The following is a 17,345-nucleotide window of genomic DNA, read 5'->3' as shown; positions in this document are numbered from 1 at the left end:
GTTCATCGTTCGACTTGCATGTGTTAAGCACGCCGCCAGCGTTCGTCCTGAGCCAGGATCAAACTCTCCGTGAATGTTTACCCGTAATCGGGTCAACACACACGAGAGCGGAACGGACAGCGGAATAAGCCGCCCGTTCACAGCGTCCTCGCTGTGTGTGCCACCCGCACCATCACGGTGCCGGTGGGCTTTTCAAAGGAACCTCATCCTCCGGCCGATGACCGGTGGACGGGGTATCAACATATCTGGCGTTGACTTTTGGCACGCTGTTGAGTTCTCAAGGAACGGACGCTTCCTTCGGTCCCGTCTCACCGGGCCCTCCGGGCGCTTCCCTTCGGTCTTGCGTTTCCGACTCTATCAGATCCTTCCGGGCCTGATTTCCGCCGGTGCGGTCCGGCCTTTCGGCTTTTCCGCGGTTCCGACTCTAGCAGATCCTCATTCCGTTCCGTTTCCGGTTCGAATTCGGTTCCGATTACCCGTCGGAGGTTTTGCCTTTCGGCTTTCCCGACTTTAGCAGAAGCGTTTCGGGCGATCCAAATGAATCGACTTGACGTTTCTGCTGAAGATTCGGGAGTGCTTCACCGAATTGATTTCCGGTCGAAGCAGATAGAAGACTAACTGTCGCGGACGAGTTTGTCCAACTCGTGGCAACCGTTCGAATCTACCTCCCCGCGTCACCCCTGTCAACGGGTTTCGTGGGTCACTGAGGAGATTAGCAGGTCAGGACTGGCGTACGCACATCAAGCGGCCAGTGGAGTGAGGGCGTCGCGGTCGGTCGCGTCGATGTCGCCCGTCTCACCGGAGCGTGCGGCGCGTCGGCCCACTCCGTATACGTACAGCAGAAAGGCCAGCTCAGCGGCGACACCGACGGAAATACGGGCCCAGGTGGGCAGGCCGGACGGGGTGATGAAGCCTTCCAGTGCGCCCGAGACGAAGAGCACCACCGCCAGCCCGATGGCGACACCGAGAGCCGCACGTCCCTCTTGGGCGAGGGCCACCCGGCGGGTGCGGGGCCCGGGGTCGATGACCGTCCATCCCAGGCGCAGGCCCACGCCCGCCGCGACGAACACCGCCGTCAGTTCCAGCAGGCCGTGCGGGAGGAGCAGGCCGAGGAAGGTGTCGAGGCGGCCGGCGGAGGACATCAGGCCGAGGCCGACGCCCAGGTTGAGCACGTTCTGGAAGAGCACCCATAGGACAGGCAGGCCGAGGAACGCGCCGAGGACCAGGCACAGGGCCACCGCGCGGGCATTGTTCGTCCACACCTGGGCGGCGAAGGACGCGGCGGGGTGGCTGGAGTAGTACGTCTCGTACTGCCCTCCGGGGCGGGTCATCTCCCGTAGGTCCTCGGGGGCGCCGATGGACGCCTGTACCTCTGGGTGGGCGGAGATCCACCAGGCGATGAGGGCGGCGACCGCCGTGGACAGCAGCGCGGTCGGTATCCACCAGTGGCGGAGGCGGTAGACGGCGGCGGGAAAGGAGGCGGTGAAGAAGCGGGCCACGTCCCGCCAGGACGCCTTTCGCGCGCCGGTGACCGTACTGCGGGCGCGGGCCACCAATGTGGTCAGGCGGGTGATCAGCGCCGGGTCGGGGGCGCTGGACTGGAGGAGGGAGAGGTGGGTGGTGGTGCGCTGATAGAGGGTGACGAGTTCGTCGGTCTCGGCGCCCGAGAGGCGGCGCGGGCGGCGCAGCAGCTCTTCGAGGCGGTCCCATTCGGCGCGGTGGGCCGTGACGAAGACGTCGAGATCCATGGAATGTCGCTCCTCGCGGCGCCGTGCGGTGGCGGTGGGTGTGCTGTCAGCTTGGCAGACTGGTCGGACCGGCGGCGGGGCGGGCGAGGGTTCGTACGGCGCTCGGTTTCGGATGCCGAGGGGCCGGGGCACCGGGAAACCGGGGAACGGAGGGGTAGCGCGTATGAGCGAGCTGGTGACGGGTGAAGCGGTGGTGCTGGGGCTGCGGCCGGCCAGGCTGCCGAGCCGGGCCCTGGCCGTGCTCATCGACCTGGCCGTCTCCTGGAGTGCGTACGTCGGGGCGACGGTGCTGTTGCTGAGCGCCACCGCGTCTCTGGACGAGGCGGCGGTGGCGGCGGTGTCGGTGGCCACGTTCGTCCTGGTGCTGGTCGGGGTGCCCATCGCGGTCGAGACGCTGAGCCGTGGGCGTTCCCTGGGGAAGCTGGCCTGCGGGCTGCGCGTGGTGCGGGAGGACGGCGGGCCGATCCGGTTCCGGCACGCGCTGGTGCGCGGGGCGATGGGTGCCATCGAGCTCGTACTGACGATGGGTGTGGTGGCCTGTATCGCCTCTTTGGTGTCGGCGCGGGGGCGGCGGCTGGGGGACGTCTTCGCGGGGACCCTGGTCGTACGGGAGCGGATACCCGCTCATCGGGCGGCACCGGCACTGCCGCCGCCTCCGCCGTGGCTGGCAGCGGAACTCGCGGCGCTGGATCTGTCGCGGGTGCCGGACGGGTGGTGGCTGACGGTCCGGCAGTACCTCGCGCGGGTCCGGCAGCTCGATCCGCAGGTCGGCGGCGCGATGGCGGGACGGCTGGCCGGAGACCTCGTGGGGTGGACGGGCGCTTCGGTGCCGGCGGGGGTGTCCGCGGCGGCCTATCTGGCGGCGGTGGTCGGTGAGCGGCAGACGCGGGAGGCGCAGCGGGCTTTCGGGGCTCCGCTGGGCGTTCCGTCCGTGGTGGCGCACGGGCCCGGCGGAGGGCCTTCGGTGGCCGTGCCGGTGCCGGGGGCGCCGTATGGGGTGGCCGGCTACGGGCCGATGAACGGCGGGGCGGCGTCGAAGCCGGTGGACGGGGGTGTGTCCGGGCCGATGGCCGAGCCGGTGGACGGAGCGGCGTCCGGTGCCGCGTCCGGGCCGGTGCCGGCGGCCGGTGGGACGGCGGTGTCGCGTACGGGGTTCGCGCCGCCCGTGTGAGCCGCGGGGCGGGACGGGCGACCGGGGCCGGACGCGGGGAGAACCGGACGCGCGGAGAAACTGCCGAGGGCTCGGTCAGTCGAAGACCGAGGGCGGGGATTGGAGGTCTTCCAGCTCGATGCCCGGGGCGGACAGGACGACGTCGCCGGCGAGGTGCACGGCGTGCTGTTCGCCCGTCTCAAGGTCGTTGACCTGGTATTCCTCCACCGTCAGCACCCCGTTGTCAGTGGCGTGTGCTGTGCTGTTCAGCAAGGTCCAGGACTGGTCGAGCGTGCGGGGGGCGAGGACGGGGGGTGTGAAGGCGACGAGCCGGGTACGGACGGCTCCGGAGCCGAGGGCCGGGCGCAGCAGCCGGGCGGTGGCGACGAGGAAGGCGGGGGAAGTGCCGGTGAAGGCGTGGGCGGGGACGTTGCCTTCGGTGGCGTGGGCGCCGGTGGGGTCGGTACGGACCCAGGTGACACCGTCGAGCGCGGCACCGCGTACCTGCCAGGCGGCGGCGTGGAGTTCGAGACGGAGGGGGCGGCCGAGGGCGTCGAGGGTGAGGTCGACGGAGCCGGCGTGGTCGCCGGAGGGGCGGGTGATCTGGGAGACGTAGCGCCAGCCGGAGGGGCCTGTGGCGCAGTGGAAGTGCTCTTCACCGAGGGGGGTGTGATCGTGCGGGTCGTGGAGGGAGTAACGGCCGCGGGGCATGGCGGGTCCTTGTCAGGGGCCTGTACGGGCCAGGCCCCCGCCCGGGTGGGCGGGGGCCTGGGTCACCGGCTGCGGGGTCCGGTCGGTCGGGGACCGGGGGCGGTCGGTGGTGGATCAGTAGCGGTAGTGGTCGGACTTGTACGGGCCCTCCACCTTCACGCCGATGTAGTCGGCCTGCTCGGGGCGCAGGGTGGTGAGCTTGACGCCCAGCGAGTCCAGGTGCAGGCGGGCGACCTTCTCGTCCAGGTGCTTGGGGAGCACGTAGACGTCGGTCGGGTACTCCTCGGGCTTGGTGAACAGCTCGATCTGGGCCAGCGTCTGGTCCGCGAAGGAGTTGGACATCACGAAGGAGGGGTGGCCGGTCGCGTTGCCCAGGTTGAGCAGGCGGCCCTCGGACAGCACGATCAGGACCTTGCCGTCGGGGAAGGTCCAGGTGTGGACCTGCGGCTTGACCTCGTCCTTGACGATGCCGGGGATGGCGGCGAGGCCGGCCATGTCGATCTCGTTGTCGAAGTGGCCGATGTTGCCGACGATCGCCTGGTGCTTCATCTTGGCCATGTCGGAGGCCATGATGATGTCCTTGTTGCCCGTCGTGGTGACGAAGATGTCGGCGGTCTCGACGACCTCGTCCAGGGTGGTGACCTGGTAGCCGTCCATCGCCGCCTGGAGGGCGCAGATCGGGTCGATCTCGGTGACGATGACGCGGGCGCCCTGGCCGCGCAGGGACTCCGCGCAGCCCTTGCCGACGTCGCCGTAGCCGCAGACGACGGCGGTCTTGCCGCCGATCAGGACGTCGGTGGCGCGGTTGATGCCGTCGATGAGGGAGTGGCGGCAGCCGTACTTGTTGTCGAACTTCGACTTGGTCACGGCGTCGTTCACGTTGATCGCCGGGAAGAGGAGCTGGCCCTCGCGCTGCATCTCGTAGAGACGGTGCACGCCGGTGGTGGTCTCCTCGGTCACACCGCGGATCTCCGACGCCAGGCGGGTCCACTTCTGCGGCGACTCGGCGAGGGTGCGGTTGAGCAGCTCCAGGATGGCGCGGTGCTCTTCGTTCTCCGCGGTCTCCACGGCGGGGGCCTTGCCGGCCTTCTCGTACTCGACGCCCTTGTGGACCAGGAGGGTGGCGTCACCACCGTCGTCCAGGATCATGTTCGGACCGCCGGTGGGAGAGTTGGGCCAGGTCAGCGCCTGCTCCGTGCACCACCAGTACTCCTCCAGGGTCTCGCCCTTCCAGGCGAAGACCGGGACGCCCTGCGGGTTGTCCGGGGTGCCGTTCGGGCCGACCGCGATGGCGGCGGCGGCGTGGTCCTGGGTGGAGAAGATGTTGCAGGACGCCCAGCGGACCTCGGCGCCCAGGGCGACCAGGGTCTCGATCAGGACGGCGGTCTGCACGGTCATGTGCAGGGAGCCGGTGACGCGGGCGCCCGCCAGGGGCTGGGCCTCGGCGTACTCCTTGCGGATCGCCATCAGACCGGGCATCTCGTGCTCGGCGAGGGTGATCTCCTTGCGGCCGAAGGCGGCGAGGGAAAGGTCGGCGACCTTGAAGTCCTGGCCGTTGGCTACTGTCGTCATTCGAGCTGCTCCTCGACGTCGAGGGTGGATTCGTCTGGCAGTCTGCGGCGCGGGCAGGCGGGAGCGTACGCCATGCGGACACACCACTCCCCTGGCCGCAGCGCAGTCCGTCGGAGGCCCTCTCTCCCTCGGCCGGCCCGCGGGGCGAGCCGCCCGACCGCCATCAGCAGCGACGTCTGGCACTGGCTTCGAATCTACACCGACGGGCCCGGCGAACCCCAGCCCGTATTCGTCGGCCGGACGCGGTGCGGGGCGGCGCGGGAGCGGCCTGGCGCGGTGGTGCACGTCCCCATCTGCGGCCTTGTCCGCCGCTGTTGCGAGAAGGGAGCGCGGCGGATTTCCCGGCCGGGCGGGGTCGGCAGATTTTTTCGGCCGGATGGGGTGCTCGGCGGGGGTGGCGAGGTCGGCGGGCCTGGTGGGAGGTGATGGGGGCGCGAGGGCTGCGGGTTCGATGGGGGCGGTGAGGGGTGTGGGATCGGTGGGAGCGGTAGAGGCTGCGGGTTCGGTGGGAGCTGCGAGGGGGTGGGCTCAGTGGGGCGGTAGTGGCTGCGGCTCGGTGGGGGCTGCGAGGGGTGTGAGGGGTTCGAGGGGTTTGCCGGGTGTCTTGGGGGCGGGTCGGTGTGCGGGGGACGGGGAGTGGGGTGAGGCTCTTTGATCCGGACGGTGGGTGTTGCAGGATGCGGGAGGCGCGGGACGGTCCTACGGGCTCGCGCGGACGTTCGTTAAGGAGAACCACGTGACCACCAGTCCAGCCGATCCCCTCAAGGGTGCGGGGACGGGCGGGCGGCGGCTGAAGCTGCTTGCTGTGACCGCCTGCCCGACCGGCATAGCCCATACGTACATGGCCGCCGAGAAACTGGCGCAGGCCGCCGAGGCTCTCGGGCATGAGATGAAGGTGGAGACCCAGGGCTCGATCGGGGCCGAGAACGTGCTGTCTGACAACGATGTCAGAGACGCCGACGGGATCATTGTCGCGGCGGACAAGAATGTCGATACGGCCCGCTTCGTCGGCAAGAAGCTGCTGGTGGTCGGCGTTGCCGAGGGGATTCACCATCCCGAGGAGCTGATCGGGCGGGTGCTGAGCGCTCCTGTGCATGGTGGTGACAGCCATGATGGTGGCACGGGCAGGGGCGGTGACGGCAGCGGTGATGGTGCGGGCGGCGCGGCCGGGCCCGTGGCGGGCGGCGGCGGGAAGGGACGCGGGGCCACGTACAAGGCGCTGATGAACGGCGTCAGCTACATGATCCCGTTCGTGGTCGTCGGCGGGCTGCTGATCGCCGTGTCCCTCGCGCTGGGCGGTCACGCCACCCCGGAGGGCATGGTCATCCCCAAGGGCTCGTTCTGGGCGCATGTGAACGACATCGGTGTCATCGGGTTCAAGCTGATGGTGCCGATCCTCTCCGGCTACATCGCCTACGCCATCGCGGACCGGCCGGCGCTGGTACCGGGCGTGATCGGCGGGTGGCTGGCCAACACCGGCGAGTTGTACGACTCCAAGGCAGGGGCGGGCTTCATCGGGGCCATCGTCACCGGCTTCCTGGCCGGTTACCTGGTGTCGTGGATCAAGAAGGTCGAGGTGCCGAAGTTCGCCCGGCCGATCATGCCGGTGATCGTGATCCCGGTCGTGGCGACGACGGCGCTGGGGCTGTTCTTCATCTACGTCATCGGCAGACCGATCTCCTGGGTCTTCACGCATCTGACCGACTGGCTCGCCGGGATGACCGGTTCCAGCGCGGTCCTGCTCGGCGCGGTGCTCGGGCTGATGATCGCCTTCGACATGGGCGGGCCGGTCAACAAGACCGCGTTCCTGTTCGGCTCGGGTCTGATCGCGTCGGGCAACCAGACGGTGATGGGGATGTGTGCTGCCGCGATCCCGGTCATGCCGCTCGGACAGGGCCTGGCCACGCTGATCCGCCGACGGCTCTACTCCGAGCAGGAGCGGGAGACCGGGATGGCGGCGCTGTTCATGGGGCTCTTCGGCATATCCGAGGGCGCGATACCGTTCGCCGCGGCGCGCCCGGCACAGGTCATTCCGGCGAACATGCTGGGCGGCGCGGTGGCCGGCGCGGTCGCGGGGATGGCCGGAGTCAAGGACGCGGTGCCACACGGCGGTCCGATCGTGGCGGTGCTCGGCGCGGTGGGCTCGGTGCCGGCGTTCTTCCTGGCCGTGGTGGCCGGCACGGTGGTGACGGCGCTCGCCACCATTGCGCTGGTCGACCTGTCCGGGCGCAAGAAGGAGGGCGCCACGGGGCCGGTGCCGGTGAGCGAGCCGGTGCCGGTCGGCGTACTGGCGGGGGCCAGGGTGGGGGCTGGTGTGGATTCGGGCGCGGATTCGGGTGCCGGCGCCGGTGCCGGGTCGGTCTCGGGGCCTCGTACGCGTACGGGCACAGGCGCGGGCACCGATGCCGGGGCGAGTACGGACGCCGGGGCAGCCACGGACACCGAGGCGGGCGCGGATGCCGGCACGAGCGCGGACGTGGGAGCGGGCGGCGGTGAGGTGTTGTCCGGGTATCTGAGTGAGGCGACCGTCAAGGTGCGGCTGGACGCCACGGAGAAGGAGGCGGCGATCCGCGAGATGGCCGAGCTGCTGGCGGGCAGTGGGAGGGTCGCGGACGTGGCCGAGCTGGTACGGGTCGCGCTGGCGCGCGAGGCGCAGGGCAGTACCGGCCTCGGCGAGGAGATAGCGATCCCGCACGCCAAGACGGACGCGGTCACGTCGCCGGTCGTCGGCTTCGCCCGCTCGGCGGCGGCGGACGGCATCGACTGGGGCTCCCTGGACGGCACGCCGGCCCGGCTCGTCTTCATGATCGCGGTACCGCGGTCCGCCGCCGGTGACGAGCATCTGCGCATCCTGGCACTGCTCTCGCGCAGGCTGATGGACGACGGGTTCCGGGAGCGGCTGCGGGGCGCGCCGGACACGGCGGCGGTCCTCCGGGTGCTGGGCGAGATCCAGCAGAAGGAGATGTAGGGGAGATGTAGGGGGAGGAGATTCAGGGGGTGTGGTGGGGGTGCAGTGACAGGAGAGATCGTGGGTGAAGTGCAGTAGGCGACGGGCCCCGCGCCGTCGGGTGACCGGACGGTGCGGGGCCCGCTTTCGGATGCGCTGTCGGACTCGCTGTCCCCTGCGCCGTCGGATGCGTTGTCCGAGCTTCGGCGTTGGCCGGGATGTGGCGTTGCCCGGGGATGTGGCGTTGCCCGGGGGGTAGCGCCGGATTACTGGCCGCGCGGTGGCAGGGGCCGGGACGGGGGCCGGTTCACTGGCCGCCCGGGACCTTGGAGGGGTTGTCGCCCGCCGCCGCGGCGGCCTCGCTGAAGATGTCCGGCTCCAGGTAGATCACCCGGGCGATCGGTACCGCCGCACGGATCCGGTCCTCGGCCGCGTTGATCGCGTCCGCGACCTCCTTGGCGGTGTCGTCGTGCCGTACCGCGATCTTGGCGGCGACCAGCAGTTCCTCCGGCCCCAGGTGGAGGGTGCGCATGTGGATGACGCGGGTGACGGTGTCGCCGTCCACCACGGCCTCTCGGATCTTGGCGACCTGCTCCGGGCCCGCGGCCTCGCCGAGGAGCAGCGACTTGGTCTCGGCGGCCAGGACCAGGGCGATCAGGACGAGGAGGGCGCCGATGCACATCGTGCCGATGCCGTCCCAGACACCGTTGCCGGTGGCGAGGGTGAGGCCGACGCCGGCCAGCGCCAGGACGAGACCGATCAGCGCGCCGAAGTCCTCCAGGAGGACGACCGGCAGCTCGGGAGCCTTGGCGCGGCGGACGAACTGGGCCCAGCTCTGCTCGCCGCGCAGTTCGTTGGACTCCTTGATGGCCGTACGGAAGGAGAAGCCCTCGGCGATGGTGGCGAAGATCAGGACGCCGACCGGCCAGTACCAGTTGTCCAGCTCGTGCGGTTCGCGGATCTTCTCGTAGCCCTCGTAGAGCGCGAAGACACCGCCGATGGTGAACAGGACGATGGAGACGAGGAAGCCGTAGATGTAGCGCTCACGGCCGTAGCCGAAGGGGTGTTCCGCGGTGGCGGCGCGCTTGGCCTTCTTGCCGCCGAGCAGCAGCAGGCCCTGGTTGCCGGAGTCGGCGATGGAGTGCACGCCTTCGGCCAGCATCGAGGAGGAGCCGCTGAAGGCGAACGCCACGAACTTGGCCACGGCGATGGCCAGATTGGCGCCCAGCGCCGCGACGATCGCCTTTGTCCCGCCTGATGCGCTCATAAGTGCCGCACGTCCTTCCGTCGACCAAGCGGTCTTTACCGCCTCTTTAACACTGTGCGGCGGTCATTGTCGCAGCCCGGCCGGCGCACCGCGCGGCGGGCCGGAGGCGGCCCGCCGCCGTCACCGACGCCACCGCCGTCACGCCACGACCGTGGCCCTGAAGACCGTGCCCGCTCCGGAGAGGGTCACGCGTTCGCCGGCACGTACGTAGACGGACTCCCCCGGCGCGAGCCGCAGTCCGTCCTCCCTCCCGGCGTCCGCGCCGCGCACCGTGGCCGTCCCCGCCGTGCACAGCAGGATCTGTGCCGTACGGGAGGGGAGCGCCCGCGCCTCGCCGTCCGGCGCCAGGACGAAGCGGGAGAGCCGGAACTCCTCGGTCGGCGTCCGGTAGACCTCCTCACCGTCGCTCTGCCCCGGCTCCCCCGGCTCCCCCGGCTTCTCCAGCTCCCCCGGCTCCCCCGGCTTCTCCGACTCCTCCGGCTCCTCCGCCTTCTCCGGGTGCAGTACGCCGGCGTCCCGCGCCTCGAAGCGGACCACCCGCAGCAGCTCGGGCACGTCCACGTGCTTGGGCGTCAGTCCGCAGCGCAGCACGTTGTCGGAGTTCGCCATCAGCTCGACGCCGAGGCCGCTGATGTAGGCGTGCGGGACGCCCGCGCCGAGGAAGAGCGCCTCACCGGGCCGCAGCCGTATGTGGTTCAGGAGCAGGGCGGCGATGACGCCCGGGTCGCCCGGGTGGTGGCGGGCGAGGGTGACGCAGGCGGCGTACGCGTCCGCGTACGGGCCGCCGGCGGCAGCCAGACGGTCCGCCGCGGCGGCGGTCCGCTCCACCGTCGCGGCCATCATGTCCTTCTCGGCGCTCAGTACGGCCGTGAGGACCTCGCGTAGCGCGGCCTGCTCGGAGGCGGCGCGCAGGATGTCGGCGTACGGCTTGAGGTCGTCGACGCCCAGGCCCTCCAGCAGCTCGGCGGTCCGGGCCGGCTGCCGGAAGCCGCACAGCCCCTCGAAGGGCGTGATGGCGCAGATCAGCTCGGGCTTGTGGTTGGCGTCCTTGTAGTTGCGGTGCGGGGCGCCTATGGGGACACCGCGCTTCTCCTCGTCCGCGAAGCCCTCCCGGGCCTGTGCCAGGTCCGGGTGGACCTGGAGGGACAGCGGGGAGCCGGCGGCGAGCACCTTGAGGAGGAACGGCAGCCGGGGGCCGAAGGCCCGTACGGAATCGGGACCCAGCTCGCCTTCCGGATCTGCGGCGATCACCTCGGCCAGGGAGACCGGGCCGGCGCCGCGGTCGATACGGGAGGGGGCGCCGGGGTGGGCGCCCAGCCACATCTCGGCCTGCGGCTCACCGGTCGGCTCGGTGCCGAGCAGCTCGGGGAGGGCGGTGGTGGAGCCCCAGGCGTAGGGGCGCACGGTGTTCGCGAGGCGGTCCATGGTGAGGGTTCCTGTCATGTGATGCGTACAGGCAAGGAAAGGGCGAGGGGACGGTGAGGGAAGGGCGAGGGAAGAGTGAGGCGCGGGGCGTGACCCATGACGCATGACGCATGATGCATGACGCCTGCGTATGGGAGCGCGGAAGGCGAGCCATGGTGCTACGTGCACAGGACGAGCGTGCCGCGCGACGGATTCACAGGGGCGGAGCGGGCCGGCCGGCCCGGCCGTTCATGGTGCCTCGGTGTCGGCGAGCGCCAGGTAAACGGCGGCGAAATCCGTGATGGCCAGCAGCTCGGCGGCGGACTCCAGGGCGCTGCCGTCCTCCGGCTCCAGTTCGCTGACCGCGACCTCGCGCTCCTGGGCCAGTTCGCGGGCGGCGGGCGCCGCGGACAGCGGGCCCATGGCGCGCTCGCGCAGCAGCACGGCGCGGGCGTGCAGGGGGCGGGCTGTTCGACCCGGTCGCGGAAGAAGTCGTCCGGGTCGGCGCCGGCCGCGAGCGCGCCGGCCAGGAGGGTGCCGTGCGCGGTGAGCGCCTCGGGAAGCTCGGCGGCCAGCGCGGGCCGGCCGGCCAGGCCGGTCAGTACGGTCGCGAAGTGCCGGCCGATCGCCCCGGCGACGGTGCCTTCGGTCCAGATCAGCGGCAGTGCGTCGGCGAGCTCGGCGGCCAGGGTCTTGGCCGGGTTGGTGTACGTGGCGACGGCGGGCCCGCACCGCTCGGCGACGTGGTCGAGGCGGTCGGCGAGCTTGCCCAGCGCGTCGGGCGGGGCGTCGAGCAGGCCGATGCGGTCGGCCAGCGCGAGCAGCGGGATCAGCAGCGACCACAGGGTGCCGGGGGCGGCCGGGGGCGCGCCCTCGATGTCGAACTCGGTGTCGTACGAGGTGGTGGCCAGCGGAACGGCCAGTCCGCGGGCCTGGACGACGGCGTCGGCCAGCGGCGAGCCGGCCGGGGTGACGCCGACCACCGAGCAGCCGCGGCGGTAACTCTGTTCGATCAGCTCGGCCAGGCCCGGGTCGGAGCCGTCCGGCCCCGCGATGAGCAGCAGGTCCAGCGGGCCGGTCCAGCCGGGCAGGGCCCAGCGCAGGGCGCCGGTGCGGGGTGCGACGCCGGTGGGCCGGATCAGGACGACGGGGCAGCTTCCGCCGCCGAGGGCGCCGAAGAGGTCGGCGACGCAGGAGGCGGCCGGTCCGGGACCCGCGACCAGTACGGCGCGGGGCCGTCCATCGGGCTCCAGGCCCGGGATGCCGGCCTCGACGGCGTGCCGGGCGGCGGTACGGACCCGGGCCCCGGACTGGGCGACGCCGCGCAGCAGCCCGTACCGGTCGGTCCGGGCCAGGGCTTCGGGTGCGTCGAGCAGTGACTCGTCGAGCATGGTGGGCGCTGCCTCCGATCGCCGTACGGGTGGCTGGCGTGCCGGGCGCCCCGGCCGGACCGGGGCGGTTCCGGGTCGGGCTGCTGGCTCAGGCGGGGCGGCGGGCCTCGTCGACGAGGAGGACGGGGATGCCGTCCCGTACGGGGTAGGCCAGGCCGCAGTCCCCGGCGGTGCAGACCAGCTCGGCGGGGTCGGCGCTCGTCCTGTCCTCCAGCGGGGCGTGGCACGCCGGGCAGGCGAGGATCTCAAGCAGGCTGGCTTCGACCGGCATGGGAGGTGTCCCTTCGAGGTGATTGCGGTGCCGCCAGCCTACCGCCGGGGGCCGCGGCGGCCGTGCCCGGGGACGGGTGGCGGCGGGCGGCCGGGACGGGCTTCGTGGGCGGCGGTGCCGGCCGTACGCAGACGCCGGGGCCGGACGAGTACCAACCCGACCCGCTTCCCGGCTCTGCCCGCTCCCCGGCCCGGCCGGCGCTCAGCCCCGTACGATCGCCAGCACCTCGTCACGCACCCGGTCGACCGTCTCGCGGTCGCGCGCCTCGACGTTCAGCCGCAGCAGCGGTTCGGTGTTGGAGGCGCGGAGGTTGAACCACCAGTCGGCGGTGGTGACCGTCAGGCCGTCCAGCTCGTCCAGCTCGACGCCTTCGCGGCCCTCGTACGCGGTCCGGATCGCGGCGAGCCGGCCCGTCTGGTCCTCGACCGTGCTGTTGATCTCGCCGGAGGCGGCGTACCGGTCGTACTGCGCCACCAGGTCCGCCAGCGTCCCGGACTGCTCACCGAGCGCCGCCAGGACGTGCATGGCGGCCAGCATGCCGGTGTCGGCGTTCCAGAAGTCGCGGAAGTAGTAGTGGGCGGAGTGCTCACCCCCGAAGATCGCTCCGGTCCTGGCCATCTCCCCCTTGATGAAGGAGTGCCCCACCCGGGTACGGACGGCCGTGCCGCCGTTCTCCGCGACGACCTCGGGCACCGACCAGGAGGTGATGCAGTTGTGGATGACCGTGCCGCCCGGGTGCTTGGCCAGCTCGCGGGCGGCGACCAGGGCGGTGATCGCGGACGGGGCGACCGGGTCGCCGTTGCCGTCCACGACGAAGCAGCGGTCGGCGTCACCGTCGAAGGCCAGGCCGATGTCGGCGCCGGTCTCGCGGACCCGCTCCTGGAGGTCGATGATGTTCTTCGGGTCCAGCGGGTTGGCCTCGTGGTGGGGGAAGGTGCCGTCCAGCTCGAAGTACATCGGGTCCAGTTCCAGGGGCAGGCCCTCGAACACGGTGGGGACGGTGTGTCCGCCCATGCCGTTGCCCGCGTCCACCACGACCTTCAGCGGGCGGATGCCGGACAGGTCCACCAGGCGCCGCAGGTGCGCCGCGTAGTCGCCGAGCACATCGCGCGAGGTGATCGTGCCCGCCTCGGCCGCCGGCTCCGGCGCCCCGTCCCGCGACCAGCGCTCCACCAGCGCACGGATCTCCGCGAGCCCGGTGTCCTGGCCGACCGGGGCCGCACCCGCCCGGCACATCTTGATCCCGTTGTACCGGGCCGGGTTGTGCGAGGCGGTGAACATCGCGCCCGGCAGGTCCAGCGCGCCACTGGCGAAGTACAGCTCGTCGGTCGAGCAGAGCCCGATCTCGGTCACGTCCACACCGCGCGCCGCGGCGCCGCGCGCGAAGGCCCGCGACAGGCCGGGCGAGGAAGGCCGCATGTCGTGCCCGATCACGATCGCGTCCGCGGCGGTGACCTCGGCGAAGGCCGCGCCGAACAGTTCGGCAAGCGACTCGTCCCACTGGTCGGGGACCACACCGCGCACGTCGTACGCCTTCACGATCTGCGACAGATCAGTCACAGCCAGCCCTCCTGGAGTCTCTACGGTGCCTTCAACCTACCCGGAAAGGGGAAGGTCAGGCCGCATCCGTACGGGCCCTGACCTCCCTGCGGGCCCCGGCCTCCGTACGGGCTTCGACGCACGTACGGACACCGCCGCACGTACGGACACCGCCGCACGTACGTCATGGCGGCATCCCGCGTCAGGGCAGCATCCAGCCGAGCACGGCCGTGCTCTGGCCGACGACGATCAGACACATCACCAGGAGCAGCCCCAGGCTCCACAGCAGGACCTTCCGCAGCAGATCCCCCTCCCGTCCCGCGAGTCCCACCGCCGCACACGCGATCGTCAGGTTCTGCGGGGAGATCATCTTGCCCAGCACCCCGCCCGAGCTGTTGGCCGCGGCCAGCAGTACGGGCGGGAGCCCGGTCTGCTCGGCGGCGGTGACCTGGAGCGCCCCGAAAAGCGCGTTGGCGGAGGTGTCCGAGCCGGAGACGGCCACACCGAACCAGCCCAGTACGGGCGAGAGAAAGGCCAGTCCGGCACCCGCCGCCGCCACGAAGTGCCCGATGGTGGCGGCCTGTCCGGAGAGGTTCATCACATAGGCCAGGGCCAGGACCGAGGTCACGGTGACGATGGCGTGCCGCAGTTCGTGGACCGTGGCGGCCCATTCCCGCAGGGCCGTACGGGCGTTGACGCCGAGTACCGCGGCGGTGAGCGCGCCGGCCAGCAGCACCAGCGTGCCGCCGGTGGCGATCAGGGGCAGCGTGAAGACGTTGCCGCCGACCGGCTTCCCGTCGGGGGACACGACGTTCAGGAAGGGCCAGTCGACGGTGCGGGTCGCCCGGGACAGGAGGTCTTTGACGGGCGGGATCTGGGCGAGGGAGAAGACGGCGACGATCAGGGCGTAGGGGGCGTAGGCCCGTACGGTCTCGCGGCGGCTGTCACGAACGTCCGGGGCCCGGTCGCGTACGTCCGTGGGTGCCCGGTCACGTCCCGGACCGGTAACTGGCACGGCAGCCGGACCGGTGACCGGATCGGCGACCGGCACGGCTGCCGGACCGTCGCCCGGCGTCACGGCCGGCTTACGGACACCGGGCACCGTCATCAGCGCCGCGGCCCCCGCCAGCGCCGCCCCGATGTCCGCGAGCTGCGCCGAGACGTAGTTGGACGCCAGGAACTGGGCGGCGGCGAAGGCCGTCCCGCAGGCGAGCGCGGGCACCCAGGTCTCGCGCAGCCCGCGCCGCCCGTCCACCAGGAAGACCAGCAGCAGCGGGACGAACAGCGCGAGCAGCGGGGTCTGCCGCCCCACCACGTCGGCGACGGAGTCCAGTGGCAGGCCGGTGACCTGGGCGAGCGTCACCACGGGCGTACCCATCGCACCGAAGGCGACCGGCGCGGTGTTGGCGACCAGCGCGAGCACCGCGGCCCTGACCGGGTCGAAGCCGAGCGCGACGAGCATCACCGCGCTGATGGCCACGGGCGCCCCGAACCCGGCCAGCGCCTCCAGCAGCGCCCCGAAGCAGAACGCGATCACCAGGGCCTGGACGCGGGGGTCGGCGGAGAGCCGGGAGAAGGAGCGGCGCAGCACGTCGAAGTGGCGGGTGCGGACCGTCATCCGGTACACCCACAGGGCGTTGACGACGATCCACAGGATCGGGAAGAGGCCGAAGAGCGCGCCCTGCGCGGCGCTGGAGAGGGCCTGCTCCGGCGGCATGCCGAAGACGGGCCAGGCGACGGCGAGGGCGGCGGCCAGGCCGACGGGCCCGGCGTGATGGGCGCGCATCCGCACCGCGCCGAGCAGGGCCAGGACGGTGGCCAGCGGCACCGCGGCGACCAGGGCGGAGAGCGCGAGCGAGCCCGCGACCGGTTCCAACTGCTGGGTGAACACCGTGGACATACGACCTCCCGGCGAGCAGCGCCCAGGAATGATCGGGTCCGCGCCGGGCCGGAGTCAATGCCTCGGACGCCGGTACGGGCCCGGGTCCGGTGCCGGTACCGGTGCCGCGACGCATGCGCCCGCCCCGTACCGAAACCCGAAGGTCGAAGGCTGAAGGACGAAGCCCGCAGACCGAAAGCCGAAGTCCGCAGGCCGAAGTCCGAAGGAGTCGGCGCTCTCAGGAGTCAGGCGAGCGCAGCACCCTCAGGTGCCCTCGGCGGGCGACTTCCATGGGGTTGGCCTCCCGGCCGCCCGGCCCCATGGCCTGCGGCCCACCGCCGGCCCCGGCCGCGCGTTCCTGTGGACGGGCCGCCTCGCGCACCGCGTTGGCGAGCGCTTCGAGGTCGTCGCCACTGGGGCGGGACGGTCCGGTTTCGGTGGCGAGACGTACGACTTCCCAGCCTCGTGGGGCGGTCAGCCGCTCGGAGTGCTCGGCGCACAGGTCATAGCAGTGGGGCTCGGCATAGGTGGCGAGCGGTCCGAGCACGGCGGTCGAATCCGCGTAGACGTACGTCAGCGTTGCGACGGCGGGGCGGCCGCACGCAGTGCGCGAACAGCGACGTACAGGGCTCACGACGTTGGACGGTACCGCACTCTTGAGCGGGCCGCGATGACTCTCCACGACCTCACCCGTCCGTGTCGTCCCGGTTCGTCCGGTGCGTCTGACCTGGGCACCCTCAATCTGACCTGCGCTGGGAGGACTGCGCCGACCGGCGGACACCGGGAAACGCGCCTCGGGATCACGTCACGACTCGATGCATTTCGTGTCATTCCCGATGAGATCTGCGGTCTCATGGAGAGGTGCAAACGAACGCAACGGACATCGGACCGGTCACTCGGCGACATGGAACGCGGGCCCCGGCTCTCCCGTTCCGATCGCCCCGTGGCGGTTACGCTCGATGCTGATGGACACCCCTGTACCTCCCCCGGACACCGCCGGGGGGAGCCCCAGTCCGGCCGGGCCGCGTCCCCGCCACCGCGACCGCCACGGCCGTGGCATGCGCGGACCGATCGCACCTCCGCAAGTACCCCTGTCCGTGAGCCGGGCCGACGCCTTCGCCGATCTCGTGTACGACTCCCGGGACCGCCTGGAGCGCCGCTGGCCGCAGCTTGCCGAGGTCGAGTTCCTGGCCAGTGAGGTGCCCGCGTTCGGCCCGGAGGAGGACGCCGCGCTCGCCGCCGACGCGGGCGGCGTACCGCTGGGCCGGCTGCTGCCGGCCTCGGACGGCCACCGTGACCGGGTCGTCATCTACCGGCGCCCGGTGGAGATCCGTACGAAGAACCGGGACGAGCGGGCGCTCCTGGTCCACGAGGTCGTCGTCGAACAGGTCGCCGAACTGCTCGGCCTGGCGCCGGAGTCGGTGGACCCGCGCTACGGACAGGACTGAGGCGTGCGCGCAAGGTGA

Annotated in this window: 12 protein-coding genes, 1 rRNA gene and 1 pseudogene (1 of these 14 running past the window's edge); 3 read left to right on the top strand and 11 right to left on the bottom strand. The window is 71.6% G+C overall.

Features of this window, described 5'->3' with window-relative positions:
- Nucleotides 1–74, bottom strand: a 16S ribosomal RNA gene (locus KGS77_RS21985); it reaches 1,455 nt to the left of the window's first position.
- Nucleotides 75–740: 666 nt separating this feature from the next.
- Nucleotides 741–1,748: a stage II sporulation protein M gene (locus KGS77_RS21980; RefSeq protein WP_242584521.1), complete on the bottom strand. Its 1,008-nt coding sequence runs from the start codon at nucleotides 1,746–1,748 to the stop codon at nucleotides 741–743.
- Between the two features lie 163 nt (nucleotides 1,749–1,911).
- Here KGS77_RS21980 and KGS77_RS21975 point away from each other — a divergent pair, with 163 nt between their 5' ends.
- Nucleotides 1,912–2,919: an RDD family protein gene (locus KGS77_RS21975; RefSeq protein WP_242584519.1), complete on the top strand. Its 1,008-nt coding sequence runs from the start codon at nucleotides 1,912–1,914 to the stop codon at nucleotides 2,917–2,919.
- A 75-nt stretch (nucleotides 2,920–2,994) separates the two neighbouring features.
- Here KGS77_RS21975 and KGS77_RS21970 read toward each other — a convergent pair whose 3' ends face one another.
- Nucleotides 2,995–3,609, bottom strand: coding sequence for a hypothetical protein (locus KGS77_RS21970; protein WP_242584517.1), 615 nt, complete (start codon nucleotides 3,607–3,609; stop codon nucleotides 2,995–2,997).
- Between the two features lie 114 nt (nucleotides 3,610–3,723).
- Nucleotides 3,724–5,181, bottom strand: coding sequence for an adenosylhomocysteinase (gene ahcY, locus KGS77_RS21965; protein WP_242584515.1), 1,458 nt, complete (start codon nucleotides 5,179–5,181; stop codon nucleotides 3,724–3,726).
- A gap of 736 nt (nucleotides 5,182–5,917) precedes the next feature.
- Here ahcY and KGS77_RS21960 point away from each other — a divergent pair.
- The gene (locus KGS77_RS21960) at nucleotides 5,918–8,149 is read left to right on the top strand and encodes a fructose-specific PTS transporter subunit EIIC (RefSeq protein WP_277994255.1); all 2,232 of its coding nucleotides are present in this window, start codon (nucleotides 5,918–5,920) and stop codon (nucleotides 8,147–8,149) included.
- Between the two features lie 286 nt (nucleotides 8,150–8,435).
- Here the strand turns inward: KGS77_RS21960 and KGS77_RS21955 are convergent, their stop codons facing one another.
- The 7 genes and pseudogenes from KGS77_RS21955 to KGS77_RS21925 form a co-directional block, all read right to left on the bottom strand.
- Complete coding sequence (locus KGS77_RS21955) at nucleotides 8,436–9,395, bottom strand: cation diffusion facilitator family transporter (protein ID WP_242584513.1); 960 nt, start codon at nucleotides 9,393–9,395, stop codon at nucleotides 8,436–8,438.
- 138 nt (nucleotides 9,396–9,533) lie between these two features.
- The gene (gene manA / locus KGS77_RS21950) at nucleotides 9,534–10,820 is read right to left on the bottom strand and encodes a mannose-6-phosphate isomerase, class I (protein ID WP_242584511.1); all 1,287 of its coding nucleotides are present in this window, start codon (nucleotides 10,818–10,820) and stop codon (nucleotides 9,534–9,536) included.
- A 228-nt stretch (nucleotides 10,821–11,048) separates the two neighbouring features.
- A pseudogene (locus tag KGS77_RS21945) lies at nucleotides 11,049–12,190 on the bottom strand (SIS domain-containing protein).
- Nucleotides 12,191–12,278: 88 nt separating this feature from the next.
- Complete coding sequence (locus KGS77_RS21940) at nucleotides 12,279–12,461, bottom strand: Trm112 family protein (protein WP_242584509.1); 183 nt, start codon at nucleotides 12,459–12,461, stop codon at nucleotides 12,279–12,281.
- 201 nt (nucleotides 12,462–12,662) lie between these two features.
- Nucleotides 12,663–14,021: a phosphomannomutase/phosphoglucomutase gene (locus KGS77_RS21935; protein WP_242584507.1), complete on the bottom strand. Its 1,359-nt coding sequence runs from the start codon at nucleotides 14,019–14,021 to the stop codon at nucleotides 12,663–12,665.
- A 181-nt stretch (nucleotides 14,022–14,202) separates the two neighbouring features.
- A complete protein-coding gene (locus KGS77_RS21930; RefSeq protein ID WP_242587614.1) occupies nucleotides 14,203–15,891 on the bottom strand; it encodes an L-lactate permease in 1,689 nt (562 codons plus the stop codon).
- Nucleotides 15,892–16,117: 226 nt separating this feature from the next.
- Complete coding sequence (locus tag KGS77_RS21925) at nucleotides 16,118–16,561, bottom strand: DUF3499 domain-containing protein (RefSeq protein ID WP_242584505.1); 444 nt, start codon at nucleotides 16,559–16,561, stop codon at nucleotides 16,118–16,120.
- Between the two features lie 376 nt (nucleotides 16,562–16,937).
- On the opposite strand from KGS77_RS21925, the gene KGS77_RS21920 reads away from it, so the two are divergent.
- Nucleotides 16,938–17,327 (top strand): metallopeptidase family protein, encoded by a 390-nt coding sequence (locus KGS77_RS21920; RefSeq protein WP_347404518.1) that lies wholly within the window; start codon nucleotides 16,938–16,940, stop codon nucleotides 17,325–17,327.
- Nucleotides 17,328–17,345: the final 18 nt, after the last annotated feature.

Source organism: Streptomyces sp. MST-110588 (assembly GCF_022695595.1).
Taxonomy (GTDB): domain Bacteria; phylum Actinomycetota; class Actinomycetes; order Streptomycetales; family Streptomycetaceae; genus Streptomyces.
Note: the sequence above shows the minus strand (reverse complement) of the source record. Positions and strands in the feature narration are given on the sequence as shown.